Annotated in this window: 22 protein-coding genes; 11 read left to right on the forward strand and 11 right to left on the reverse strand. The window is 64.6% G+C overall.

All coding sequences use genetic code 11. The features are described from left to right. Window positions 1–20 precede the first annotated feature (20 nt). The 6 genes from A3E1_RS38480 to A3E1_RS0102240 are packed head-to-tail and all read left to right on the forward strand — an operon-like array spanning window position 21 to window position 6,365. Window positions 21–551 (forward strand): AMIN-like domain-containing (lipo)protein, encoded by a 531-nt coding sequence (locus tag A3E1_RS38480; protein WP_157631260.1) that lies wholly within the window; start codon window positions 21–23, stop codon window positions 549–551. Window positions 552–606: 55 nt separating this feature from the next. Continuing rightward, complete coding sequence (locus A3E1_RS0102220; protein ID WP_020519121.1) at window positions 607–1,608, forward strand: ABC transporter permease; 1,002 nt, start codon at window positions 607–609, stop codon at window positions 1,606–1,608. Between the two features lie 20 nt (window positions 1,609–1,628). After that, complete coding sequence (locus A3E1_RS0102225; protein ID WP_040390318.1) at window positions 1,629–3,356, forward strand: ABC transporter substrate-binding protein; 1,728 nt, start codon at window positions 1,629–1,631, stop codon at window positions 3,354–3,356. A gap of 5 nt (window positions 3,357–3,361) precedes the next feature. Next, entirely contained in the window at window positions 3,362–4,354 is a 993-nt protein-coding gene (locus A3E1_RS0102230; protein WP_020519123.1) for an ABC transporter permease, read from the forward strand. Beyond that, complete coding sequence (locus A3E1_RS0102235) at window positions 4,354–5,379, forward strand: ABC transporter ATP-binding protein (protein WP_020519124.1); 1,026 nt, start codon at window positions 4,354–4,356, stop codon at window positions 5,377–5,379. The genes A3E1_RS0102230 and A3E1_RS0102235 overlap by 1 nt, the downstream gene beginning before the upstream one ends. Next, window positions 5,376–6,365 carry an ABC transporter ATP-binding protein gene (locus A3E1_RS0102240; RefSeq protein ID WP_020519125.1) on the forward strand — a complete coding sequence of 330 codons (990 nt, stop codon included), beginning with the start codon at window positions 5,376–5,378 and terminating at the stop codon, window positions 6,363–6,365. The genes A3E1_RS0102235 and A3E1_RS0102240 overlap by 4 nt, the downstream gene beginning before the upstream one ends. On the opposite strand, the gene A3E1_RS0102245 is transcribed toward A3E1_RS0102240, so the two are convergent. The 7 genes from A3E1_RS0102245 to A3E1_RS48220 all read right to left on the reverse strand — a co-directional run bounded on the left by A3E1_RS0102245 (window position 6,354) and on the right by A3E1_RS48220 (window position 15,800). After that, the gene (locus tag A3E1_RS0102245) at window positions 6,354–8,882 is read right to left on the reverse strand and encodes a S8 family peptidase (RefSeq protein ID WP_026208004.1); all 2,529 of its coding nucleotides are present in this window, start codon (window positions 8,880–8,882) and stop codon (window positions 6,354–6,356) included. The genes A3E1_RS0102240 and A3E1_RS0102245 overlap by 12 nt on opposite strands. Window positions 8,883–8,944: 62 nt before the next feature. Continuing rightward, window positions 8,945–10,435, reverse strand: coding sequence for a tripartite tricarboxylate transporter permease (locus A3E1_RS0102250; protein ID WP_020519126.1), 1,491 nt, complete (start codon window positions 10,433–10,435; stop codon window positions 8,945–8,947). 1 nt (window position 10,436) lies between these two features. Then, complete coding sequence (locus A3E1_RS38485; protein ID WP_020519127.1) at window positions 10,437–10,949, reverse strand: tripartite tricarboxylate transporter TctB family protein; 513 nt, start codon at window positions 10,947–10,949, stop codon at window positions 10,437–10,439. Next, window positions 10,946–11,950, reverse strand: coding sequence for a Bug family tripartite tricarboxylate transporter substrate binding protein (locus A3E1_RS38490; protein WP_040390436.1), 1,005 nt, complete (start codon window positions 11,948–11,950; stop codon window positions 10,946–10,948). The genes A3E1_RS38485 and A3E1_RS38490 overlap by 4 nt, the downstream gene beginning before the upstream one ends. 52 nt (window positions 11,951–12,002) lie before the next feature. Next, complete coding sequence (locus A3E1_RS0102265; protein ID WP_026208005.1) at window positions 12,003–12,683, reverse strand: response regulator; 681 nt, start codon at window positions 12,681–12,683, stop codon at window positions 12,003–12,005. Further along, window positions 12,680–14,290, reverse strand: a complete 1,611-nt coding sequence (locus A3E1_RS0102270) for a sensor histidine kinase (RefSeq protein WP_020519130.1) — start codon at window positions 14,288–14,290, stop codon at window positions 12,680–12,682. The genes A3E1_RS0102265 and A3E1_RS0102270 overlap by 4 nt, the downstream gene beginning before the upstream one ends. Before the next feature lie 97 nt (window positions 14,291–14,387). Then, window positions 14,388–15,800, reverse strand: a complete 1,413-nt coding sequence (locus tag A3E1_RS48220; protein ID WP_020519131.1) for a DUF1996 domain-containing protein — start codon at window positions 15,798–15,800, stop codon at window positions 14,388–14,390. Between the two features lie 175 nt (window positions 15,801–15,975). Between A3E1_RS48220 and A3E1_RS0102280 the strand changes: the two genes are divergently transcribed. After that, on the forward strand, window positions 15,976–16,347 hold the full coding sequence (locus tag A3E1_RS0102280) for a glyoxalase superfamily protein (protein WP_026208006.1): 372 nt from the start codon (window positions 15,976–15,978) through the stop codon (window positions 16,345–16,347). On the opposite strand, the gene A3E1_RS0102285 is transcribed toward A3E1_RS0102280, so the two are convergent. Together A3E1_RS0102285 and A3E1_RS0102290 are read right to left on the reverse strand one after the other, a co-directional pair. Beyond that, window positions 16,348–17,004 (reverse strand): response regulator transcription factor, encoded by a 657-nt coding sequence (locus tag A3E1_RS0102285; RefSeq protein ID WP_020519133.1) that lies wholly within the window; start codon window positions 17,002–17,004, stop codon window positions 16,348–16,350. Next, window positions 17,001–18,197 carry a sensor histidine kinase gene (locus A3E1_RS0102290; RefSeq protein ID WP_020519134.1) on the reverse strand — a complete coding sequence of 399 codons (1,197 nt, stop codon included), beginning with the start codon at window positions 18,195–18,197 and terminating at the stop codon, window positions 17,001–17,003. The genes A3E1_RS0102285 and A3E1_RS0102290 overlap by 4 nt, the downstream gene beginning before the upstream one ends. A 166-nt stretch (window positions 18,198–18,363) precedes the next feature. On the opposite strand from A3E1_RS0102290, the gene A3E1_RS0102295 reads away from it, so the two are divergent. From A3E1_RS0102295 to A3E1_RS38500, 4 genes are all read left to right on the forward strand, one after another. Further along, a complete protein-coding gene (locus tag A3E1_RS0102295) occupies window positions 18,364–18,804 on the forward strand; it encodes a DUF6220 domain-containing protein (RefSeq protein WP_020519135.1) in 441 nt (146 codons plus the stop codon). Next, complete coding sequence (locus A3E1_RS0102300) at window positions 18,801–20,630, forward strand: multicopper oxidase family protein (RefSeq protein ID WP_020519136.1); 1,830 nt, start codon at window positions 18,801–18,803, stop codon at window positions 20,628–20,630. The genes A3E1_RS0102295 and A3E1_RS0102300 overlap by 4 nt, the downstream gene beginning before the upstream one ends. A gap of 108 nt (window positions 20,631–20,738) precedes the next feature. Further along, window positions 20,739–22,670, forward strand: coding sequence for a CocE/NonD family hydrolase (locus A3E1_RS0102305; RefSeq protein ID WP_040390438.1), 1,932 nt, complete (start codon window positions 20,739–20,741; stop codon window positions 22,668–22,670). Between the two features lie 119 nt (window positions 22,671–22,789). Next, window positions 22,790–23,128: a YbjQ family protein gene (locus A3E1_RS38500; RefSeq protein ID WP_157631261.1), complete on the forward strand. Its 339-nt coding sequence runs from the start codon at window positions 22,790–22,792 to the stop codon at window positions 23,126–23,128. Here the strand turns inward: A3E1_RS38500 and A3E1_RS0102315 are convergent. Both A3E1_RS0102315 and A3E1_RS0102320 read right to left on the reverse strand, forming a co-directional pair. Further along, window positions 23,125–23,769, reverse strand: a complete 645-nt coding sequence (locus A3E1_RS0102315) for a LuxR C-terminal-related transcriptional regulator (protein WP_020519139.1) — start codon at window positions 23,767–23,769, stop codon at window positions 23,125–23,127. The genes A3E1_RS38500 and A3E1_RS0102315 overlap by 4 nt on opposite strands. Next, window positions 23,757–25,004: a sensor histidine kinase gene (locus tag A3E1_RS0102320; protein ID WP_040390439.1), complete on the reverse strand. Its 1,248-nt coding sequence runs from the start codon at window positions 25,002–25,004 to the stop codon at window positions 23,757–23,759. Before A3E1_RS0102320 ends, A3E1_RS0102315 begins: the two co-directional genes overlap by 13 nt. Between the last annotated feature and the right edge of the window lie 47 nt (window positions 25,005–25,051).

Genomic DNA, 25,051 nt, shown 5'->3' on the forward strand with positions numbered 1-25,051 from the left:
GACGTTGGACGGTGAACGTCATGAGACGAACCTTGATGTTCTTGACAGTGTTACTCATGGCGGCCTGTGAGCCTGCCGTGAGCCCGCCGTTATCACCTACGGCACCCGGTGCCTCACCGAGCTCCGCGGCCAAGCCATCCGCGGCCGAAGGTCTGCTGGTGGAGATCCGGGCCGCCAGCCACCCCACGTTTGACCGTCTGGTCCTGGAATTCGGTGGCGACAAGGCGCCCGAGGTCAGCTATGCCTTCGTGGACGCGGTCACGGAAGATCCGTCTGACAAGCCGGTTCCGTTACAGGGCAAGGCGTTCGTGCAGATCGTGTGCCAAGGTGCGTTCCTGGACACCAGCGCGCACGAGACTGACCCCACCAAGGCGCAGAAATACACCGGACCGAAGCGGATCACGCCCGGGCTCCGCGTGCTCAAAGAGGTGGCCATCTCGGGGGACTTCGAAGCTGTGCTCAGCTTTGGCGTGGGCTTGAGCCACCAGAGCAGCGTGCGGGTCGAGACGCTCACCTCGCCCGCCCGCGTCGTGTTCGACTTCAGTTATTAGGCAGTACTGGGAACGCGGTGCTTTGAGCGAGCTACGATGTGCCTAGGAGACATTGATGACGTCGCCGCTTGATGCCCCGAGCACTGCTGTGGCACAGCCTGAGGCCGTGTTGCAGGGTATTGGCCGCAAAGCTATCGAAGGCCGGTCTCTCGGCCAGATCGCCTGGGCGCGGCTCAAGCGCGACAAGCTCGCTATCGCCGGTGGCGTGGTCGTGATCTTGCTGATCGCCATGGCGCTTCTGGCACCACTACTCACGAAGATCACTGGCGGTTCGCCGACCGAGTTCAACCAGGATCTCATCGACCCCACCTTCAGCAAACCTAAAGGCGATGGGATTTTCGCCGGGTTCAGCTGGGACCATCCGCTCGGGGTAGAGCCGCGCAGTGGCCGGGATGTGTTTAGCCGCATCCTTTATGGGGCTCAGATCTCGCTCCTGATTGGATTCCTCGCCACGGCGGTGTCAGTCGTGCTGGGCACGGTTGCCGGTGTGATCGCGGGCTATTTCGGCGGCTGGGTGGACACGTTCCTGAGCCGCACGATGGATGTGTTCCTTGCCTTCCCGTTGCTGTTGTTCGCTTTGGCGCTAGCGGGTGTTATCCCAGACAGTGCATTTGGGCTGAGCGGCAACAGTTTGCGGGTCGCGGTGCTGGTGTTCATCATCGGCTTCTTTAACTGGCCCTATATCGGGCGCATTATCCGCGGCCAGACCTTGGCGTTGCGTGAGCGTGAATTCGTTGACGCGGCACGCAGTCTGGGCGCCAGTGGCCGGTGGGTGATCTTCCGTGAGCTTCTGCCGAACCTGTTCGCCCCGATTCTCGTCTACAGCACCCTCATGATCCCGACCAACATTCTGTTTGAGGCAGCGCTTTCGTTCCTCGGTGTTGGCATCCGCCCACCAACCCCCTCTTGGGGCAAGATGCTCGCCGACGCTGTCCCCTTCTACTCGGTCGCGCCCATGTACATGGTCGTGCCCGGTCTGGCCATCTTCATCACGGTGATGGCCTTCAACCTGCTCGGCGACGGGCTCCGGGACGCGCTGGACCCGCGTGCCCGGTAACCACAACGGGGGTGGTGACGATGAGAAGGAAGGCTGCCTTAGCCGCCGGGCTCGCGCTCGTCCTTGCGATAACGGCCTGCGGCGGTGGGGGCAACGGAGGAAACGGGGGGACCGCGGAGTTCAACGCCGCGGACACCTCGATCGTGAACGCGTCCACAAAGGCCGGTGGCACGCTGAACCTAGCGCTCAACGACGACTGGGATTCCATTGACCCAGGCAACACCTATTACGGTTTCGCCTGGGACTTCGCCCGGTTCTATGGACGGGCGCTGACGATGTTCAAGCCCGCGCCGGGAACCGCCGGCCTAGAGGTGGTGCCCGACTTGGCGACCGGGCTGGGCGAGTTCACCGATGGGGGCCGGACGGTCACGTACAAGCTGCGGCCCAACGTGAAGTTCGAGGACGGCACGCCCGTGACGTCCAAGGACGTGAAGTACGCCGTGGCCCGCACCTACGCACGTGACGTGTTGCCCAACGGACCGACGTATTTCGTGGATCTGCTCGACGCGGGTGACTACCCGGGCCCATACCAGCAACCGGATCTCAACCAGTTCACCGGAATACAGACACCGGACGATCTGACAGTCGTGTTCAAGCTCAAGGCACCGTTCGGTGATTTCGACTATCTCGCGGCCAACCCGCAGACGATTCCGGTGCCGCAGGCTAAGGACACCGGTGCCAAGTACCAGGAGCACCCGATGTCGACCGGGTCGTACAAAGTGGACTCCTATGTGCCTGGCAAAGAGTTCATCCTGAGCAAGAACCCGAACTGGGATACGTCTGATACCAACCGCAAACAGCTGCTCGACAAGATCGATGTCAAGCTCAAGGTGAACGCGGAAGACATCGACAACCGGCTGCTGGCGGGATCGCTGGACGCCGACCTCGCTGGCACGGGCGTGCAAGCGGCGGCACAGTCGAGGATCCTGTCCGACCCGAACCTGAAGAAGAACGCGGACAACTCCTTCACGGGACGCCTGTGGTTCTTCGTGATGGATGAGAAGGTCGCACCTTTTGACAACATCGAGTGCCGTAAGGCGGTTCAGTACGCGACGGATAAGGTCGCGCTGCAAACCGCTTTCGGCGGCCCGATCGCCGGCGGTGAAGTGGCGACAACGATGCTGCCGCCGAACATCGTCGGGTACCAGAAGTTTGATCTCTATCAGACACCGGAAGCCAAGGGCGACATAGCCAAGGCGAAGGAAGCACTGGCCGCGTGCGGCATGCCAAATGGCTTCTCGACGAAGATCTTGCTGCGGTCTGACCGGCCAAAGGAGGTCGCGGCGGGTGAGGCGCTGCAGCAGGCGCTCGCCAAGGCGGGCATTCAGGCCGAGATCACCGGTGTGCCTTCGGGTGGCTACTTCACCCGGTTCGCGGGCGCGCCAGAATACATGCACGCCAACAACATCGGCATTGCCTTCCACGGATGGCAGGCCGACTGGCCGACCGGCTACGGCTTCCTGCAGCAGCTGGTCGACGGCAGGACCATCAAGGCCCAGGGCAACACCAACGTCCAGGAAATGGATCTGCCAGCTATCAACGCCCTGTTTGACAAGGCGGCAGCGAGCACCGACGTCGCCGAGCGCACGGCGATCTATGGCCAGATCGACCGGGCCGCGATGGAGCACGCGTCGGTGGTGCCGTTCCTTTACGCGAAGGGACTTGTCTACCGCAACCCGCAGATGACCAACGTGTACATCCAGTACTCGTACGGCATCTACGACTTCTCGCAGGTCGGAAAGCAGTGAGTTAGATGGCGCGGTTCCTGGTCCGCCGGCTGGCCGGAGCGGTACTGCTGCTGGTGATTACCAGCATGGTGACGTTCGCGATCTTCTTCATCGTGCCCAGGCTCGCCGGGCAGACGGTGGACCAGCTTGCCGCGCAATATGTCGGCAAAGACCCGAGCCAGGCTGAAATCGAGGCGACGAAGGAGAAACTTGGCCTGGACAAGCCCATCATTGTCCAATATGGACAGTTCATCAAAGGCATCGTGGCTGGGCGGGAGTTCTCGTTCGGGCCGGACACGGAATACTGCCCGCCACCGTGCTTTGGTTACTCGTTCAAAACGCAGCGGCCTGTCTGGCCGGATCTGGTTGACCGGGTGCCGGTGACGTTTAGCCTCGCGATCGGGGCCGCCGTCATCTGGCTCATCACCGGGGTGTCCATCGGGGTGCTGTCAGCCTTGAAGAAGGGCACCATCTTCGACCGGTTCGCGATGGTCATCGCCCTGGCTGGGGTCTCGCTGCCCATCTTCTTCACCGGTCTGCTTTCCCTAGCCCTGTTCCGGCCCACTGGGGTGAACTATGTCCCGTTCACGTCTGATCCGCTTGGATGGGCCTCGAACCTGTTGCTGCCTTGGATCACCCTGGCCTTCCTCTACGCGGCGCTCTACGCCCGGCTCACCCGGGCAGGCATGCTCGAGACGATGACTGAGGATTACATTCGCACCGCCCGCGCCAAAGGCTTACGGGAACGCAAAGTCGTTACGCGCCACGCGCTGCGGGCCACGCTCACCCCGATTCTTACCATCTTCGGTCTCGACATTGGGCTGCTGCTCGGTGGTGCTGTCCTGACGGAAAGCACGTTCTCGTTGCCGGGCATCGGCCGCTACGCCATTGATGCCATCAACAACCAGGATCTGCCGCAGGTTCTGGGCGTCACCATGCTCGCCGCTTTCTTCGTCGTCGTGGCCAGTCTCGTCGTGGATTTGCTCTACGCCGTAGCCGATCCGAGGGTGAGGCTGTGATGGGCGAGCCGTTTCTGAGCGTGCAGGATCTACGGGTGCAGTTCCAGACTGATGATGGCCTGGTGCGCTCTGTCGACGGTCTGTCCTTCGAGCTGCGCAAGCAGCAAACCCTTGGCATCGTGGGGGAGTCGGGCTCGGGCAAGAGTGTCACGAGCCTTGCCATCATGGGGCTGCATAAGCAAGCCCGCCTATCGGGGCAGATCCTGCTCGACGGGCAGGACCTCATCAGCATGGCGCCCGATGACATCCGCCGGCTGCGGGGCAAGAAAATGGCCATGATCTTTCAGGACCCGCTGTCGTCGATGCACCCCTTTTACACTGTTGGCAACCAAATCATTGAGGCGTACCAGATACATCATGCCGTCTCCACCAAAGTCGCCCGCAAACACGCCATCGACATGCTCGGCCGCGTCGGCATCCCCCGCCCGGAAAAGCGTGTCGATGACTACCCGCATCAGTTCTCCGGCGGCATGAGGCAACGCGCGATGATCGCCATGGCGCTGTCCTGCGATCCGGAACTGCTCATCGCCGACGAGCCCACGACCGCCCTCGACGTGACCGTGCAGGCGCAAATCCTTGATCTGATAAGGGATTTGCAGCGCGACTTCCACACAGCCGTCATCCTCATCACGCACGATCTCGGTGTCGTGTCCGAAATCGCAGACGAGATCCTCGTCATGTACGCGGGACGGGCCGTCGAACGCGCCTCGTCCGACGTGTTGTTCACGCGGCCAGAACACCCGTACACATGGGGACTGCTGGGGTCACTGCCGCGTTTGGACACCGAACCCACCGACCGGCTGCTGCAGATCAAAGGCACCCCGCCAAGTTTGATCAACGTGCCATCCGGCTGCCCGTTCCACCCTCGCTGCCCCTACGCCGAACTCAACGGTGAGCGCAGCTACACCAGCGTGCCCGCGCTCAAAGCAAGCGAGTCCGGCCACCTCGTGGCCTGCCACCTGCCCGTGGAAACCCGACATCAGCTGTGGGAGACCGATATCAAGCCCAAACTGGAGGGGCCATGAGCGAGGCCATCCTGGAAGTGAGCGGGCTGGTCAAACACTTCCCGCCGCCCCGCAAACTTTGGCGCCCGCGCAGCGGCAGCCCGGTCAAAGCGGTTGACGGGCTGGACTTCACCGTCTTCAAAGGCGAAACACTCGGGCTGGTCGGCGAATCCGGCTGCGGCAAAACCACTACCGGGCGCATGCTCGTGCGATTGCTCGACCCCACCGCGGGCAGCATCATCTTTGACGGCAAAGACATCACCCGCCTGTCCAAAGCCGCGATGCGGCCCCTGCGCCGCGACATCCAGATGATATTCCAGGACCCGTTCTCCTCACTGAACCCACGGCACACTGTCGGGACTATCGTCGGTGCGCCGTTTCGCATCCAGGGCGTCAAAACACCACAGGGCATCAAACGGTCCGTCCAGGAAATCCTCGAGCTTGTCGGGCTGAGTCCCGAGCACTACAACCGTTACCCCCACGAGTTTTCCGGCGGTCAGCGCCAGCGTGTCGGCATCGCCCGCACCCTTGCCCTGCGGCCCAAATTTATCGTCGCCGACGAACCCGTGTCCGCCTTGGATGTCTCGATTCAGGCACAGGTCATCAATCTGCTCGCCGACCTGCAAACCGAACTCGGTCTCACCTACGTCGTCATCGCACACGACCTATCAGTGGTGCGGCACATCAGCGACCGTGTCGCCGTCATGTACCTCGGCCACATCGCCGAGATCGGGCCACGTAAATCCGTCTACGAAACACCCATGCACCCCTACACGGTCGCGTTGCTGTCAGCCGTCCCGGTCGCGAAACCCAAGAGCACCAAACGCCAGTCACGCATCCGCCTGCAAGGCGACCCGCCCAGCCCGATCGACCCGCCACCGGCCTGCCCATTCCATACCAGATGCTGGAAAGCGCAAGACATCTGCCGCACTGAAACACCACCGTTGCGTGAACTCAAACCAGGCCACCGGGTCGCCTGCCACTTCCCCGAAAACCTAACCCCGTAACGCCGGCGGCTGCATCGCGAAGCCAAGCCCACTCGCGGTGGCGACTTCGAGGGCTGTGCCTTCTAGTGTGGCGCTGACAACGTAAGCGTCCTCGCTTACGCCGTCGAGGCTGATGACGGCACGCCCATCGACGATGCTGCCTTCGCTGACGACGGCTCCGGCCTTGTCCAGCAACGTGATGCTGACGCCGTCGGGCAGCGCCTGGCCGTTGGCTCCGCCGAAGGTCAGCACCCCGTCGTTGATCAGCTCAGGAGTGATCTGAAGCCCCCGCTGTTCTCGTGGCCCGGTGAACCGGTCGACGATGTTTTGCTCCCACCACTTTGGAAGCAGCTGAATCTCCGGCCATACGCGCCTGAATTCCTCATCGTGGAAGTACTTTCCGGTCCAGATGCCATAGCGGGTGTGCACCCGGCCCGACACCTTGAGGTAGACCGTTTGTGAGGCGGGAAGTCCAATAGGGACACTGCGCACGTTGCGATGCGTCACCAGGACGTTGCGTGCCGCGTCATACAACGTGACCTCAAGCGGTTCGTCGCTGTAGGTGATCTGCACCCGCCATTCGTCGAGCACTCCTGGCGCGGCGGGTGTGGTGATGACGAAGTAGTCGGCGTCAGTGGTCACGGGACCCAAGCCGTCGCTGTGCAGGTTGAGGTCGAAAGTTCCTGGCCCCCACGGGGCTGCGAGAACGCCACCGACTTCCCACTTGCCGCGCGGATGGCACCTCAGCTCCGTGGCTTCGTCGAAGGAGTTGTTCGGCTCGAAACGGTCCGGGAGCAGGATTCCCGGTGTGATTTGCCCGGTCAGCAAATAGGCCGACGCCCCAGAGCCTCTGACCGTCAGGCGGTAGGTCCCTGAGCCCACATCGGCCGCCAGCGTTAGCTCGCCGGGAGCCACCTCCGTGATGGTCGCCTTGGCGCCTTCCAGGTCCAGCGTGACCTTGGCGAGCTGGTTATACCATCGCAGCCGGACGGTCACGTTGGAGAAAGCTTTGGCGTCAAGCAAGAATGTGTCGGTGTCACCGGCGCGGTTGAAGCCGTCGTTGAAGATGGGCTTGAACGTTCCGTTCGCGGCCGGGTAAAGACGCTCGTCTGGCGACTCGGAGATGGTCTCCGCCATCTGTAAGCGCATCGCCTCCCAGACCGCCGCGTAGGCGTCGAGGCCACGGTTGACTCTGCCCGTGCCAGGCCACGCGGTGTTGACGATGATGCTGTGCAACTGATCCGGCGTGAGGCCGGGATTGACCGCACGCATCATCGCGGCGGTTCCGGCTACGAGCGGCGCGGCGTACGAGGTGCCGTTGTTCTTGTTGCCAATGGGCATGAAGGGAGTGGCTACCAGCGGGATATCTTTTCCGGGCGCGTAAAGGTCGACGCCGGTTCCAAAAGCAGAGTCAAACCACGTCTCGTCGTCGGCGTGAGCACCAACAGCGAGCACGCGCGGCGAGACGGTACTCGGAAAGTCTCCCTTGCCTCCGGAAAGGTTGACAGGCCCGTTAGGTGAGGCACAGACGATGAGCACACCGTTGTCCGCGGCCCAGTTGAACATGTCGACCCAGTCGTCTTCGATGTCGTCCTGGTCGATGACAAAACCCGCGCTGATGTTGACGATCCGGATGCCCCACTGGGTGCAGCGCCTGACGGTGGTCATCACCGCGTCGACTGTCCGGTCGGTGTCGAAGAAACAGGGCAAGGCGACGGTGCCACCCGCACCCGCGGTGCCGGCGAGGTTGCCAACGGCGGCCGCCGCCACCCCAGCGACTTCAACGCCGTGAAAGGTGGAACCCGGTGGTGGCACAGGGATCCCTGGCTTATCCGTCGCTGAATTCCACCGGACGAGTCCGGTGCCGATGTCTGTCGTCAACGAGGTGTCGAATTCGACGTCGTGAATCGCGATGAATTCGGCAGGCGACGACACGGTGCGCATGAGCCGCATCGATTCCACCAGTTGCCATGCGCTAGTGATGCGCGTGCGCTTGTTCAGGCATGGCCACGTGAGCGGATCCTGGCCGCCGCCCTCGATCGGCGCGAGGTGTGGCAGGGTGCGCGAATCGGCGACGCGGTTCAGGGACACGCGCCTGCCCCGTGCACGCATCGGGGCGATCAGCGCCGCGAGTCCCTGCGCGGATGCGGAGGTCCACTCCACGTTTTCCAGCCGTGGCCACGCCTCAGCGAGCACCTCGCCCGCATTGTCCGGAGGTGGTGGAACCTCGTCGAAGCAGATCTTCACCGTGCGGGGTGCGCGGCTCATGTCCACCTCGGGATCACGCCCGAGACCGAGCCTGCGGAACTCCTCCGGCATGGGCGGATCCTCAGCCGCTCGCGTGATACGCCCGCCGCGGCTGACAAGCTCATCGATCAGCTCGGTGTCCTCGGCATTGACCAGCAGCTCGCCCTGAATGAAGAACACCGGCTCCCGCCCGGCCGCGTGGTAGGCCTCCACGGGCCGCCTGCTCGCCCAAGACCGGGCCATCGCTCGCCGGTTGAGCTGCGAGCCCTCGTCCGTGATGTGCGTGCGCATAGGTACAGCGTCGCACCGGCGAGGGCCCGCTTCCACCAAAACGCCTGTCGGCAACTTGGCTGCTATTTTTCGGCCGCCCGCCGCAGCCTCTTCAGGACGAACGGCGCGATGATGGCGATGCCCATGATCACGATCAGGGTGCCCGAGATGGGGCGGGTCACGAAGCCGGCGAAGTCACCGTCGAACATGCGCAGTGACCGCCGGAGACTCTCCTCAAGGACGGAGCCGAGCACGAAAGCCAGCAGCAGCGGGCCGGGATCGAAACCGGTCTTCTTCATCAGGTAGCCCAGCACGCCGAACCCGATGACGATCCACATGTCGAACACGGTGTTGGAGATGGTGTACGTGCCAAGCATGACCACGGCGATGACCACCGAGGCGAGGATGGACTCGCGCACGGAGATGAGCTTCACGAACAGCCCGACGAGCGGGATGCTCATGATGAGCAGCAAGACATTGCCGATGTACATCGAGTCGATGACACCCCAGAAGACGGCCGGGTTTTCCGTTATCAGCCGTGGACCGGGTGCGATGCCTTGCAGCATCAGGCCGCCGAGGATGACCGCCATGACGGGGTTGGTGGGAATCCCCAGTGTCAGCAACGGGATGAACGATGATGTCGCCGCCGCGTTGTTGGCTGTTTCGGGTCCGGCGACGCCCTCGATGGCGCCTTTGCCGAAGCGTTCCGGGGTCTTGGAAACGCGCCGCTCCAAGGCATATGACGCCATGGACGAAAGTGTGCCGCTGCCGCCGGGCAGGATCCCGAGGACGAAGCCGAGGAACGAGCCGCGCGTGATGGCGCCGCGTGAGTCGTGTAAATCCTGGCGCGACGGCCATTTGGTGGCCAGGCGCACCTGTGTGAACCTCTGCCGGACGCGATGGTCCAAGGCGTAGAAGATTTCCCCGAGTCCAAATAGGCCCATGGCGACCGCGACGAAGTCGAGTCCGTCGGATAGCTCCAGCACGCCGCCGGTAAACCGTTCCACGCCAACGAACTGGTCGAGCCCGATCGCCGCGAGCAGCAAGCCGGCCGCGGCGGCGATGATGGCTTTGACGGTCGATCCAGTGGTCATTGTCGCCACGAGCAGGATGCCCAGCATAGCCAGCACGGTGTATTCGGGCGGGCCGAAGTTGAGCGCGTATCGCGCTAGCAGAGGTGCGCCAAACGTCAGGCCCAGAATGCTGACCGTGCCGCCGATGAACGAGCCGATGGCGGCGATCCCTAAGGCGGAGCCGGCCCGTCCTTGCCGTGCCATCTGATAGCCGTCGATGACGGTCACGACGCTCGCCGCTTCGCCTGGCAGCTTCAAGAGCACGGAGGTGATGGTGCCGCCATACATCGCGCCGTAGTAGACGCCCGCGAGCAGGATGATGGCCGAGTCTGGCGGGATCTCATACGTCAGCGGCAACAGCAGGGTGATGGTCGGGACCGGGCCAAGACCCGGCATCACCCCGATAATCATCCCGACGAGGACGCCGACGAAGACCCACAGCAGGTTGCGTGGGGCCAGGGCGACCGCGAATCCGTCGGCGATTGATCCAAAGATATCCATGCTAGGGGCCGATCAAGTGAGGAAGGGGTGCCTGGAACAACTCGATGAAGAACAGGTGCAACGCCACCGTGACGCCGAGCGCTACCAGCACCGTGGTCTTCCAGCTCTCCTGGCCCAGCACACGCAACCAGAACGCCAGGAGAAGGAAGGTTGACCACTCGAAGCCGATGCCCGGCCAGCCGAAGGCGTCGAGGCCACCAAACACCACGACGAAGACGCTCAGACTAGCGACGGCTAGTCCTATGTGGAGGGTCCGCCGATCGAAGCGCTCGCAGTCGTTTGGCGCCATCCGCCAGCGCACGAGCAGGACGATCGAGCCGATCACCATGGCGGCGCTGGCGAAGGCCGGCCAGAGCCCGGCACCCGGCGCGGTAAGCGTTCCGACACCGAGCAGGTAGGCGTTCACCAGTGCGCTGGCACCGACGGCCAACGGCACGATCATGGCGATGAGCCGCGTCGCGGGGCCTGAGGGCTCTGGCTCGGCCTCGACATCAAGCTCGATGGGAGTGGTCATCGCGTGGCGATCCCAAACTTGGCCAGTGCCGCCTTGTACCTGTCACTGTCCGCCTTGATTTTCGCGGTGAGGTCCACTCCGGACAGTTCGCGGCGCTCGATGTAGTTGTCGTTGAGGAACTTGCCGTATTCAGGCGTCTTCACGGCCTCACGGAACGCGTTCTCCAAGACCTTCGCGACATCATCAGAAACCTTTGGGGGTACGCAGGCGAAGCGCATCTGGTCAACGACAACGTCGATGCCCTTCTCCTTGGCCGTGGGCACATCAGGCAGCAGCTGCATGCGCGTGTCGGTGAAGACGGCCAGCCGGCGCAGATCCCCTGAGGCGACCTGCTTGTGTGACTCGGCCACATGCGAGGCGGCGATGTCGACCTGTTTGCCCAGCACAGCGGTCACCGCCGGGCCGGTGCCGCCGAACGGAACGTCGGTCGCGTCGAAGCCGGCTTGTTTGAAGAACAGCACCTGCGACAGATATGAGCCCGTGCCGACACCTGAGTGCGCGAACTTTATCTTGGCGCCCTTGTCGTTGAGCAGATCGTCGATGGTCTTGTATTTGGAGTCTTTGTGGACGATGAAGCAGATGTTTTCGACGGTCAGCCCGGTGACGATGCGCAGCTCGTCGAGACCGATTTTCGTGGCGCTCTGCTGCAGATGCGGCGTGATCGTGAACAGGGATGACGGCGGAAACGCCATGCGATAGCCGTCTGGCGTGCCCGAGATGACGTCCTTGGTGCCAACGGCGCCAGCGGCACCTTCCTTATTGACGACCAGAACCGTTTGCCCCAAAGGTTTTTCGAGGCTCTTGGCGAGCATCCGTGCGATCAGGTCGGTGCTGCCGCCGGCCGCGAACGGCACGACCCATTCCACGGCGCGCTCGGGAAACTTCGCTCCCGAGCCTTGCCCTGGATCGTCTTTCTTGACCGAACAACCCGCCAATATCGCGCCAGCGCCGAGGCCGGCTCCAGCGCGCAGCAGGCTACGCCGGGAGAATGCGTTATTCATGGGGACACTGTGCGAGGACGGCGAGATCAGGTCTCGCTTTTGTTCATTTTGGTCAGCGTCGTTTCCATAGATACAGGTGCTCGGGCCGGCCGTGGCCATAGCGGGCGTGCCGGTCGGCCAGCCCCTGCTCCACCAGGTGCTCAAGATAGCGGCGTGCGGTCACGCGGGAAACCCCAGCCAGCTCGGCCACATCGGAGGCCGACACTTGCTCGGAATGCGATCTGACGTGCTCGATCACTATGTTGAGCGTGGTGGCGCTGAGCCCTTTCGGGGTGCCCGGCTCGCTGGAGCCGCGCAGCACCGCCAGCGCCCGGTCGACGTCGACCTGATCGCCGGCCTCGGCACTGCCGGCGATCTGCCGGCGGTAGGCCGCATAACGTTCGAGCCGGTCGCGCAACGTCGCGAAGGCGAACGGCTTGAGTACATATTGGACGACGCCTTGCGACACGGCGGCCCGCACGGTGTCGAGCTGGCGGGCCGACGTCACCGCGATGACGTCCGCGGAGTGGCCGCCCGCGCGCATCGCCCGGCACACGTCAAGGCCGCCCATGTCGGGCAGGTAGAAGTCCAGCAGCACCAGGTCAATCGGCTGCGAGGCGAGCATGCGTAACGCGCCCGCCCCGGTGTGTGCCACGCCAACGGCGGTAAACCCCGCGACCCGCTGCACGTAGGCCTGGTGTGCCTCGGCGATGATTGGCTCATCCTCGACCACGAGTGTCCTGATCGGGCTCATACCGGCAGCACCGCCGCGACCGGCAGGCGAACTTCGAAAACGGTTGGGCCGTCTGAAGAAACGCTGATCGTGCCGTCATAGCGCCGCACGATCTGGTCCACGAGCGCCAGGCCGAGTCCCCGGCCAGCCTTCGCTTTCGTGCTCCAGCCCCGTTTGACGGCTTGTTCGAGTTGCTCAGATTGGAGTCCCGGGCCGCTGTCACAAACGCGTACCAGGAGTTCGCCGTTGTCCTCTAAGGCGGTGACCTTGACGTAGCGGGGGAGTGGCGCGGCCAGGGCAGCCTCGATCGCGTTGTCGATGAGGTTGCCCACCACGGTCACGAGCGCACGTGGGTCGATGATGGTGTCCTGCACCCTGGTGTCAGCGGTCACGACGAACTCGACGCCGCGTTCGTGTGCCTGGGAAGCCTTGCCCAGCAAGAGAGCCGACAGCACGGGTTCGTTCACCGCGCCGAGCACTTGGTCGGCCAGTTCCTGCGTCAGCCGCAGTTCTTCGGTGGCCATGAGCACGGCGTCCTCAGCCCGGCCCAGCTCGACCAGCGCGACGACGGTGTGCAGGCGGTTGGCCGCCTCGTGGGTTTGCGCGCGCAGAGCTTCGGCGAAGCCACGGATGGAGTCAAGTTCGCCGGTGAGTTCCGTGAGCTCGGTGCGGTCGCGCAGGGTGATGACCGTGCCCAGGACACGGCCTTCCCAGACAGCGGGGCGCTGATTGACGACCACCGTATGCAGCCCAACGATGTGCGCCTCGTCAACCGCGTCGCGCCCGGACACCGCGAGTTCCAAAAGCGACGGCGGCAACGCGGCGGCCGACACTGGCCCGCCGACGGCATCGGGCCGCAGGTCCAGCAAGGTGCGCGCGCCGTCGTTGGCCAGCTGGATGCGCTGCTCCCGGTCGAGCACGATCAGCCCTTCGCGGATCGAGTGCAGCACGGCGTCCCAGTACTCATACATGCGGGTGATCTGCTTCGGGCCGAGGCCATGGGTTTGGCGGCGCAGCCGCCGGCTGACCGCGAAGGTGCCCGCCGCGGTGAGCGCGAAGGCGAACGCGGCCACGCCTAAGACGGCCGGCAGCTGTGCCAGATACTCCTGGCCGATCTTGTCGATGGTGATGCCGACCGAGACCAGGCCGACGACGTTGCCGCCGGATCGCACCGGCACGACGGCCCGCACCGATGGCCCTAACGTCCCGGTATAGGTCTCGGTGAACGGCTGCCCTTGCAGCGCTTGGTCGATGTTTCCGAGGAAGAGCTTGCCCAGCTGGGCCGGGTTCGGGTGCGAGAGCCGCAGCCGAGACGGTGTCATGACGACGACGAAGTCGGTGCCTGAAGCGATCCTGACTTCTTCGGCGTACGCCTGGATGGTGGTTTGGGCGGCAGCGGTCTCTGGCGCCGCTGTGACGGCCTGAACCGCCGCGGCGACCTCGGCGGAGCGTGCGACAGCCTCAGCTACCCCGATCACCCGCTGGCTCGCGTTCAGATGCGCGTCCCTGCGGGCGTCAAAGAGCGCCACCCCGGCCGCGATCAGGAAAACGACCAGCACGATAGCGGCCTGAAAGACCAGCAACTGCTGGGCCAGGCTCCACTCAGCGGGCCGCCACCTTGCGCGCATGGGGCATAGTGTCCACGACGTTTCGGCTTTGTAAAGCCTCGTTCACCCGCAGGCGGGGGCCGGGCGGCGCGGGAGCGCGGCCCGCGCCTGCGTGAACTTAGCTAAACGTGAACCAGTTGAGGTTGACGAAGTCGGCCGGCTGCCCGCTGCTGAACGTGACATACACGTCGTGGGTGCCGGTGACGCCGCTGATGTTGGCGGGAATGGTTTGCCAGTTTTGCCAGCCGCCGGTGTTCCCGATGGCGAAGCTGCCGATCGGGGCGGCGGTCGCGCTGCCGAGGCGCACCTGAACCAGGCCACTGACGCCGGCTGAAGCACCGCTTGCCACCCGCGCCTTGAACTGTGTGGCCGTCGCGGTGCCAAACTTGACACCGCGATAGACCGCGTAGTTGCCGTTGTTGATGGAAGCCAGGTTCTGCCCGCCGCCAGTGTCCGATGTGGACTGAACGGTCAGTCCCGACTGCGAGTCGAACGACTCCGCCTGGATCGTGGCGAAGGCGTCGCGGCCGTCACCCGGGCTGGACGTCGGCGGTGGCGTTTGCGGCTGGCAAGACGGCCCGCCGATGGGACAGCCGTCGTTGCCGCAGATGTATCCGGCGTTGATGCAGTCGCGTACCCGCCGCTGCAATTCGGCTTGGTCCCAGACGTTCCAGAAGTCTCCGTGGAAGGTGTACCCCGGAGCGTCAAGAACGTTGACACCATTGCGTGTTCCGGCGAGGGTCAGGCCGGTGCCGTTGACCGGGTAGGTGATGACGAACTGAACCCGTGGCACGGCGACCGGATGCGATGCCGGGCAAGGAGCCCCGACGCCGCCAAGGGCCCAGGCCATGTGACTGAAGTGATTCGGGCTGTCGAGGTCGACGCCGTTCCAGCACGTTGGAAAGTCCAGATAGGTCTGAAGTTTCGTGCCCGCTGGGCAATTCATGAAGTCGCGGCTGGAAGCCGAACCGGGCGTGCAGTTCCATCTGGCTGACGGATTCTGATCCGGGCTGGTCGCCAAAGCGTTACCCACCACGATCTTCAGACCCTGGGGGTACGCGACTGCCGTTTGCGGATTGGTCAGCCCCTGGTAGTAGATGATCACACTCTCCGGTGCGACGTGGACGCCGTTCTTGTACAAGGCGGGCACCCAGTAGGGCGACTTGTCCACGACAGGGTTGCAGTTGGTCGACCCGAGTCTTAGCGACGTTTGGGTCGAGGCGGCGTTAGCGGAGGAGTTGCCGATGAACTGGTGCCGATGTGACGCTCCGGGCTGGTTGAACTTGACGATGGGATCGTCGCCGGCCACGTGGGTGCCCCGGCAGTCCGCGCGAAACTCCGACCCGGGCAAGGCGGCAAGCTGCTGCGCCTGGATGTGCGCGGCGTCTTCCCCGCTGGACATGACATGCCACGCGTGCGGATTGTCTTGCGGTGGAGCCGAAACAGCCGGTGCGTCGATGGTGCGGTTGACGATGATGCCGATGGTGACCGCTAAGGTCATGGCGACCAGAGCGGCAAAGGGACGGCGCATGGGTCCTCCCAAGCATGGAGTGAGTTAAGAGAGCGCTCTCATGCCTTTGTGAGCTTCCTATTACAGACATCAAAAGATGTCAACTATTCTCTGAAAGAGCGCTTTCTGTTTCCCACCGGCCCCGCATCCTTCTCTCTGAGACACATCCGCGTTCCTGTGTGTCTATGGTGGGGGAATGGATATGAAGCTGGAGTTGATCGCCGTGCCCGTTTCCGACGTCGACCGGGCGAAGGCTTTCTATACCGAACAAGTGGGCTTCAACGCCGATCACGACCACCGGGTTAGCGACGAGATACGTTTCGTTCAGCTGACACCGCCCGGATCGGCGTGCTCCATCGCCATCGGCACCGGCCTTGGCGGCGTCGCGGCACCGGGATCGGCACAGGGACTGCAGGTCGTCGTCGAAGACGCCGCGGCGGTCGCCCGGGAGCTCGCCTCGCGTGGCGTTGAGGTCAGTGAGGTCCAGGAGTTTCCGTGGGGCAAGTTCGTCTTCTTCCAGGACCCCGACGGCAACGGCTGGGCGGTCCAGGAAATGCTGCGCCAGTGACTACACCGTGACGAGGCCGGTTTGGTAGGCGATGACGACAAGCTGGGCGCGATCGCGGGCGCCCAGCTTGGTCATGGCCCGGCTCACGTGGGTGCGCGCGGTCGCTGGGCTGAGCACGAGTTCACTGGCGATCTCCTCATTGGACAGTCCCTGCCCGACGAGTCCCACGATCTCTCGTTCGCGGGTGGTCAGCACCGCTAGCTGTTCGTCGGCCACGCGCGCGGCAGCGCCGGCCGCCGCGAAGCGGCCGATCAGGCGGCGTGTGATTTTGGGCGCCAGCAAGGCTTCTCCAGCCGCCACGACGCGAATGCCGTGCAGGAGTTCAGCGGGGCCGCAGTCTTTGAGGAGGAAGCCGCTGGCACCGGCCTGCAATGCCTCGAACACATAGGCATCCGTGTCATAGGTTGTCAAGATGATGATGCGGACCGCTTCCAGGCCAGCGGTTTGCGTGATGCGCCGGGTCGCCTGAATGCCGTCGAGCACGGGCATGCGAATGTCCATCAAGATGACATCGGGGTTAGTGGAGCGGGCCATGGTGACGGCTTCGGCACCGTCAGCGGCCTCGCCCACGATGTCGATGTCGTCCTCGACATCGAGCAGCATGCGAAATCCCGCGCGCACCAGCACCTGGTCGTCGGCTAGCAGGACCTTAATCATGCGGCTGCCACCAGCCCGGCCCGCACGGGAAGCTGTGCTAGCACTTCGAATCCGCCGCCTGTGCGTGGGCCCGCGATGAGCGAACCGCCTAGCAGCTCACATCTTTCGCGCATGCCCACGATGCCGCGGCCGCTGCCCGCTTCGAACGCTGAGGAGCCGACGCCGTCGTCGCTGACTTTGACGACAAGTTCGTCGCCGTCATAGGCGACCGTCGCTCGCACGGTGACGCCGGAACCGGCGTGGCGGATGGCGTTTGTCAGCGACTCCTGCAAAATCCGGTAGGCCGCGCTGTCCAGTGCACTTGGCAGTTCCTTGGCGTTGGCGGGCAGCTTGATCTCCACCGACAGGCCTGCTTCGCGGGCGACCCGCACGAGCTCGGAGACCTGATCCATCCCGGGTGCGGGCGCTCTGGTGTCATCGGAGCCATCGGTGAGTACGCCCAAGGTCGCCCTTAATTCCTGCAAGGCGCGGGCACTGGTCCGTTCGATCGTGGTGAGGGTCTCCCGAGCCTGCTCCGGACGTTTGTCGAGCACGTGTGCGGTCGCACCGGCCTGCACGTTGATGATGGCGATCGCGTGCGCGACCGTGTCGTGCACTTCGCGCGCTATGCGCATCCGCTCGGCGTCCACGCGCCGGCGAGCCTCTTGCTCACGGGTCCGCTCGGCCCGCTCGGCCCGCTCATGTGCTTGTGCCGCAAGGACGCGGCGCATCCGCACCGACTCGCCCAGGATCGTGGCCATGATGGCGGTGCCGATGCGGAACATCAGCCAGCCCATCCGGTTCGGGTCAGAGGTGTCGGCGGTGATGATCCAGCCGATCGCCAGCGCGGTGAGCCCTCCCATGGCGATGCGCATCGAGCGGATGCCGTCACCGTGCGCGGTCAGCGTGTAGGCCGCGACGAAGAACGCCACCCAGCCGGGGCCATCGGGATATCCCGCGGCGTAGTAGCAAAGGCTCATCGCGCCAATCGCCACGAACACCGGCACCGGCCACCGTCTGCGGACAATAAGCAGCAGGCCACTGCCCATGAGCACGATGGCGGGGAACAGGTTTTCGGTCGGGTCGACGCTCGTGCCCTGGCTGGCGGCGGTGTGCCGGGTGCCCTGCCATTGCATCAGCGCGATGAAGATCGCGAGCGCGGTGTCTTGCACCCACAGCGGCAAACGAACCAGGCGGCCCAGCACGGGATTCATGCGCCGATGGTAACCGCAGCTCAGCCCGGCCCGAATCCGGCAGCGAGCGCATCCGGGTACGTTCCGGAACGTAGTCGACCAGGCTAGGTCCGCTAACCAGCGCCGTAGCGCAACTGTCGCTTCACAGGCGACGCCAAGAATCGTCTCGCAGCCGAGGATCAAACGCATGATGATGCGCCGGATCTATGTTGCCATCGTGGGACTTCTGCTCGCCTCGGGCGCGCTGCAGTTCTACTTCGCCGCCATTGGGGCTTTCACCCGGCCACGCACCGATGACTCGTTTGCCCTGCACGTGCTCAACGGCCGGATCTTCGCACTGTTGGCACTTGTCGCGATTCTCGCCGCGGCGCTGGCCCGCGCTCCGGGCCGGCTGATCGGCCGGACCGCGCTCACGCTCGGCCTGACCATCGTGCAGACGCTGATTATCGTGCTGGGTAACGTTATCGGTGGTTCGACCGAGCAGCGGACCACGGCCGTTTCCCTTGCCATACTGGGATTGCACGCCGTCAACGGCATGGCCATCATGGGCGTCGCCGGCGGTGTGCTCACGGAAGCGCGTGCTCACCTCAAGGCCGCTCCTGTGTCCAAAGTGGAGCTCGCGCGATGAATGGACAACAGCTCATCGCCGCCGACCTTTTGGCGGCGGCGGTGAGCGCCGCCGCGTGGCTGGCGACCGCGATCGCCGTAGCCTCCGGGCGCCGCCGGGTCGCCGTGGCAGCGGCGATAGCAGCCGTCGTGTCCACCGCCGCCCGGGTCGCGATTGTCATCGCCCTGGCCGGTCACGGCTGGTGGTTCGTGCAGGACAAGGTGACCCTCGCCTTGCCGTTGCTGGGTTTGGCCGCGGTGACGGCCGGCCTCACCGCGCTAAGGCGCGGCATTTCCCAAGCCGTGGTGCCGCTTTTCATGACCGGCTATGCCGCAATCTGTGGCCTGCTTTTTCAATTCCTTTGGGGGTACCCAGCGAGCCCGGCCCAAATCACCGCGAGCCTGGCTTTAGTGGGCGCGGCAACGGCCGTGACGTGGTGGCTGCGGCAGCCGGCGGCACAACGAGCGGCGGTCCTCGCCGGAGTGGGCGCGGCCGTCCTGGGCCTGATCGCCGCCGCGCTCGGCTTCTTGCCGGGCGACCCGGCTCCCGCCGCACACCCGCACCACACCGTTTCCGTCGCGGACTTGCGCGGCCCGGTTGAGCCCGCCCCCGGCGGCACCGTGAAACGCTACGCCCTCACGGCACGGCAAGCCGAGATCACGCTCGCGTCGGGCCAGAAGGTGGCGGCGTGGACGTTTGACGGTCAGGTTCCCGGGCCCGCGTTGACGGCTAGCGTAGGGGACCTCGTCGAGGTGACACTGACCAATCTGGACATCGCCGATGGGGTGACGTTGCACTGGCACGGCTACGACGTGCGCAACGGTGAGGACGGTGCACCTGGCGTGACGCAGGACGAGGTCGCGCCCGGCGGGACTTTCGTCTACCGGTTCCGTGCCGATCAGGTGGGAACGTATTGGTATCACACGCATCAGGTCTCCGACCGTGGTGTGCGCCTTGGCCTGTATGGCAATCTGATCGTGCGGCCGCGGTCAGCGTCTGTGGGCACCGATCTCGTGCTGCCGGTGCATACGTTTGACGGTGTGCTCGCGATCGGCACGCACGACGGCATGGACAGCCGGCCCGTGCCTGCCGGTGAGCCCGTGCGGTTGCGGCTCATCAACACCGACAACACCCCACATCGCTTTACCTTGAGCGGCAGCGCTTTCCGGGTCGTCGCCGCGGACGGCAACGACCTCAACGGGCCAACAGAGGTGCGCGATGTGGCGCTGCGGGTGGCCGCGGGTGCCCGCTATGACATCGCCTTCACGATGCCGTCAGGTCCCGTTGCCTTGCGGATCGACGATGGCCCGGTTGGCGTGGCCCTATCCGGCGGCGCCAGTGGCGAGCATCAAGACACGTCAGCGTGGCCGGAGCTGGACCTGACGTCCTATGGCACCCCGGCGTCGTGGGGCGGCCTGGACGCACGGCCCGATAAGGACTTCGCGCTCGTGCTGGATCGCGGTCTGTCCATAGTGGACGGAAAGCCGATGTATGCGCACACGGTCAACGGTGGGGCGTACCCGAATATCCCCGAGCAGATAGTCCGCGAGGGCGACCTCGTCGCGTTCACGGTGGTCAACCGGGGTTTCGAGACGCATCCGTGGCATTTGCATGGGCACCGGGTGCTGGTGCTCGCCAAAGACGGCAAACCGGTGACGGGTAGCCCGTTGCTGCTGGACACGTTTGACGTGCGGCCAGGAGAGGTGTGGCGGGTGGCGTTTCGCGCATCGAATCCCGGTGTGTGGATGAACCACTGCCACAACCTCACGCACGCCGATCAGGGAATGGCACTTCACCTCTCCTACGAAGGCGTTGTCACCCCGTTTCATGGCGCGCACGGCGGCTAGCAGGGACGATGCATAGCCGGGGTTGAATAGCTATGCATTGACGGGTTTGATGGGCGCTACGTATCAGGCGCCTAGTCACAGGAGACCCCCACGATGTTTGTGCGCTTCATGAGACGCAAGCCCGTCATCGGGGCCGCAGTGGCCGCCGTCGCGGCCGCTGGCGTGCTCCTCAATCCCTTCAACGCCGGAGCCCAGCCAGTGGCTGACAGCCGGCCGTTCGTCAGCGGCACGCAAACCGTGCCGGTATACGACTACGCCAGCGCTATCCGGGAACGCGTCGCGGTCGAGGTGCCTATCGACAGCGACAGCAACGGGGCTGCCGACCGGGTCATGGTGGACATCATCCGCCCCCGGGAGGCAGCCGCGGCCGGGGTGGATGTGCCCGTCATCATTCAGGCCTCGCCCTACTACGCCTCCACGCCACCGGCGAACTTCGACGCCAGCGGCACCCGTCAGGTCTTCGAAACCTGGCTGGACAACTACTTCGTGCCGCGCGGCTACGCCGTGCTTTTCGTTGACCTCATCGGCACGTTCCGCTCCTCGGGCTGCGACGATGTCGGTGGCGACGGGGAGATCGCCGGTGGCAAAGCCGTGGTCGACTGGCTCAACGGCCGCGCACCGGGCTTCAAGACCGACGGTTCAGCCGCGACAGCGGACTGGTCCAACGGCAAGACCGGCATGATTGGTGTGTCCTGGAACGGTACGATCGCCAATTCCGTTGCCAGCACAGGGGTCGCGGGACTGGAAACAATCGTTCCCATCGCGGCCATCTCCAGCTGGTACGACTACACCCGTGGGCACGGGGTGCCGTTCTGGGGCAAGTACGTCGGCTTCCTGCACGATTACGTCAGCAACTACAGCAGCCCGCGCTGTGTGCCGCTGAACAAGGAACTCGAAATCGCCTCGGACACTCCCACGGGAAGTTACAGCTCCTGGTGGGACCCGCGTAACTACCGGCTCAACGCGGGGCAAGTCAATGCCAGTGTCTACGTGGTGCACGGGCTCAACGATGAGAACGTCAAGACTCGCCATTTCGGGGAGTGGTGGGATGAACTGGAGCGCTTCGGCGTACCCCGGAAGATCTTCCTGCACCAAGACGTTCACATCGACTCGTTCCGTTACCGCGATCTTTGGGTGCAGCGGCTGCATCCCTGGTTTGACCACTGGCTGCAAGGCCTGGCCAACGGCGTCATGGACAGTCCAATGGCGACGGTGCAGCGCGAAGACGGCACGTTCGTTTCCGAGAACACATGGCCTGCCGCTGGCGTGCAGCAGACCGCGTTCACGTTAAGCAAACCGCAAAGCCGCGCCGCTGGCACGCTCACCATCGGCGGACAGCCGGGTGCGGGCACGGCGACGATGGCAAGCCGGGGCGAATCAGACGACGACTTCGTCTACGACCCCACGGTCACGCGCACCGACCGTTTGGTCTTCCTCAGCAACGCGCTCAGCGCCCCGATGCGGGTATCGGGCACCGGCACCGTGCAAGTCAGGGTGCAGTCCGACGCGCCAGCGGCCGCGATCAAGGCACGGCTCGTCGACTACGGCACCGCCAACCGCTATGTCACCATGGCAAATCTGCCGACGCAGACGTGCTGGGGTGGCGGGACCGCCGCGGACACAGGCTGTTACGTGAACACGGCAGTGGTGGCGCAACCGTCCGATCTGAACATCGTGGCCCGCAACATCGCCAACATCGGCCACTATCGCTCACTTGACCAGCTGGAACCGTTGCAGCGTGGCACCTGGTACGACTTGACCTTCGAGCTCAACGCCGACGATGTCATTTTCGCGGCAGGGCACCGGATCGGCCTGGTGTTCACGGTGGAGCAAAGCAATCCCGACCACGACCTTGACCGCATCAAGCTAACCATCGACGCTGGTGGCTCGCTGCTGACCCTTCCCGTGCAGACGGTTCCGGTCAGCCTGCGTGAAGCCGGTCCCGTGGTGGCGCTCAAGGGCCGCGTCAAAGCACACCCGGAGCCGGTCAAAGACCCGGCGATCCTGATCCGCCAGTTCCTCGAAACCGCTAACAGCTGAGGTCACCTGCCGCCGCCCGGTTCGGTCCGGGCGGCGGTCTTCGTGAAAACGGCTACGCGGGCGGCCTGTGGGCAGTAATGTCATCAACCCAGCTGATTTTCACGGCGGGAGGCTGGCCTATGAATCCCATACTCCCTGCGCGCGTGCTGGTCGCGACCGCTGAAAGCCTGCCTGGGCTAACGATTACAGCCGTTCTCGGTGAGGTGATCGGGGTGGCCGCGCGCAGTCTGAGCCCCTATAGCGAAGGTCTTCGCTCGATCGCCGATGGAAGCCCTGTGGCTCCCGAACGGCGCATCGAGCTGCTAACCAGATGCCGGATGGAGGCGGTCAACCGCATGCGCCTGGCCGCTAGCGCACGTGGCGCCAACGCGGTCATCGCGATGCGGTTTGACCACCGCCAAGTCACGGAAACATCAAACGAGATCTGCGCCTACGGGACCGCGGTCGTGGTGTCCTAAGTGGACCGAAGATAGGTGAGCACGGCCAGCACACGGCGGTTGGTGTCTTCGGTCGCGGGCAGGTTGAGTTTGGCCAAGATGTTGCCGATGTGTTTGTTGACCGCCGCTTCAGACAACACCAGGGTCCTGGCGATGGCGGCGTTGGACTGGCCTTCGGCCACCAGCGCCAGCACTTCACGTTCGCGGGCGGACAGTGTCGTGAGTGGATTTTGGCTGCGGCGCAACAACTGGCGCACGACTTCGGGGTCGACGACGGTGTCGCCAGCCGCCACCCGCTCCAGGGACGCGATGAACTCCTCCACGTCGCCAACACGATCCTTGAGCAGATAGCCGATCCCGCGCCCGTCGCCGCTGGCGAGCAGTTCGGTGGCGTAGGAATGCTGCACGAATTGGCTCAGTGCCACGACCGGAAGACCGGGGTGCATCTGGCGCAACGTGACCGCGGCGCGAAGGCCTTCATCGGTGAAGCCTGGTGGCATGCGGACATCGGTCACGACCAGATCTGGCGCGTCCACGGCGACAGCCGCGATGAGGGCGCCGGCATCACCGACGGCCGCGGTCACGGTGTGGCCGAAGCGGGCGAACAGGCCGGCGAGACCCTCTCGCAGCAGAACCGAGTCCTCGGCGATCACGATGCGCATGGCAGTTCAATCCTGACAACAGTTGGGCCGTTTTGCGGGCTGGAGAGGAGAAGCCGTCCACCGGCGGCGGCGATCCGGTCGGCGAGGCCCGTGATTCCTGATCCCTGGGTGGGATTCGCGCCGCCGCGGCCCTCATCGTGTACCTCCACGTGAAGCATGCCTGGCGTTTGGCGGACCGTGACGGAGGCCTGGGTGGTTCCGCTGTGTTTGGCGACGTTAGTCAGTGCCTCGGAAACGGCGAAGTAAGCGACCGTCTCCACAGCGGCAGGCAGCCTGCCCACGTTGACATCCAAAGCGACCGTGAGCGTGCTGTCATCGGCGAGTTCCTCCAAAGCCGCGCGCAGGCCAAGTTCCTTGAGCGTGCGGGGGTTGATGCCGCGAATGAGGTCGCGCAGTTCAGCCATCAGAATCTTGGCCTGCTCATGTGCTGCCTCCAGCGCGGTGTGCCCGGGTGAATCCGGGGGGACGTCCAGTTTGGCCAGACTGAGCTGCATGGTGAGGTTGACGAGCCGTTGCTGGGCGACGTCGTGCAGGTCGCGTTCGATGCGGTGGCGCTCGGCGTCGAAGGCGTCGGCAAGCCGTGTCCGTGATTGGGACACCTCGGCCAGGGCCGGGTCCGGGCACAGCAGCAAGCGTGCCAAGGCCGCCTGCACGCCGCTGAAGGCCGACGCCGCGTAGAGCAGCACGGGGATCAGCAAGACGCCGACGACCGCTAGTGCCGCCGCGGGACCGGGGGAGTCGATCTCAATTGGCCCGAAGACGATCGGCCCGCTGGACAGCGGCACGGCGAAGGGCGCGGCGATCAGCCCGAAGATGAGCAGGCCAAAAAAGCCAAGGCCGCCAAGCCAAACCGGTGGCAGGATAGCCAGCGCGAGCAGATAGGCGAAGGCACGCCACGTGTTGGGGTCCAGGTAAAGGGTGCCAATGCGGTTGGCGACAGCCGGGCGGTCATCGGCTAGCCGCAGCCGCCAGCGTTCCCCATAGCCGAACACAACGGCGAGCGGTGGACCGAGAAACACGACGATCGCGGCGGCTGACATCGCCAAGACGGCGGCGACGGCCAGGCTGACGTTGGCCTTGGCGGCCGCGTAGCCGAGCGAGATCGGGCACAGGAGCAGCAGCCACAGCGCGGCGGAGCTGATCCCCGTCGTGATGGCATAGGCCAGTCCGCGCCAGGGCCAGGGGGACAACAGGAACCGGCGGCTAATGACCGCACGAAGCAACGTTGAAGGCATGCGCTTGACGCTATTGCCGGCCGCCTGCGGCCACACGGAGTCCACCT

It is taken from the genome of Catelliglobosispora koreensis DSM 44566 (assembly GCF_000379685.1).
GTDB lineage: Bacteria > Actinomycetota > Actinomycetes > Mycobacteriales > Micromonosporaceae > Catelliglobosispora > Catelliglobosispora koreensis.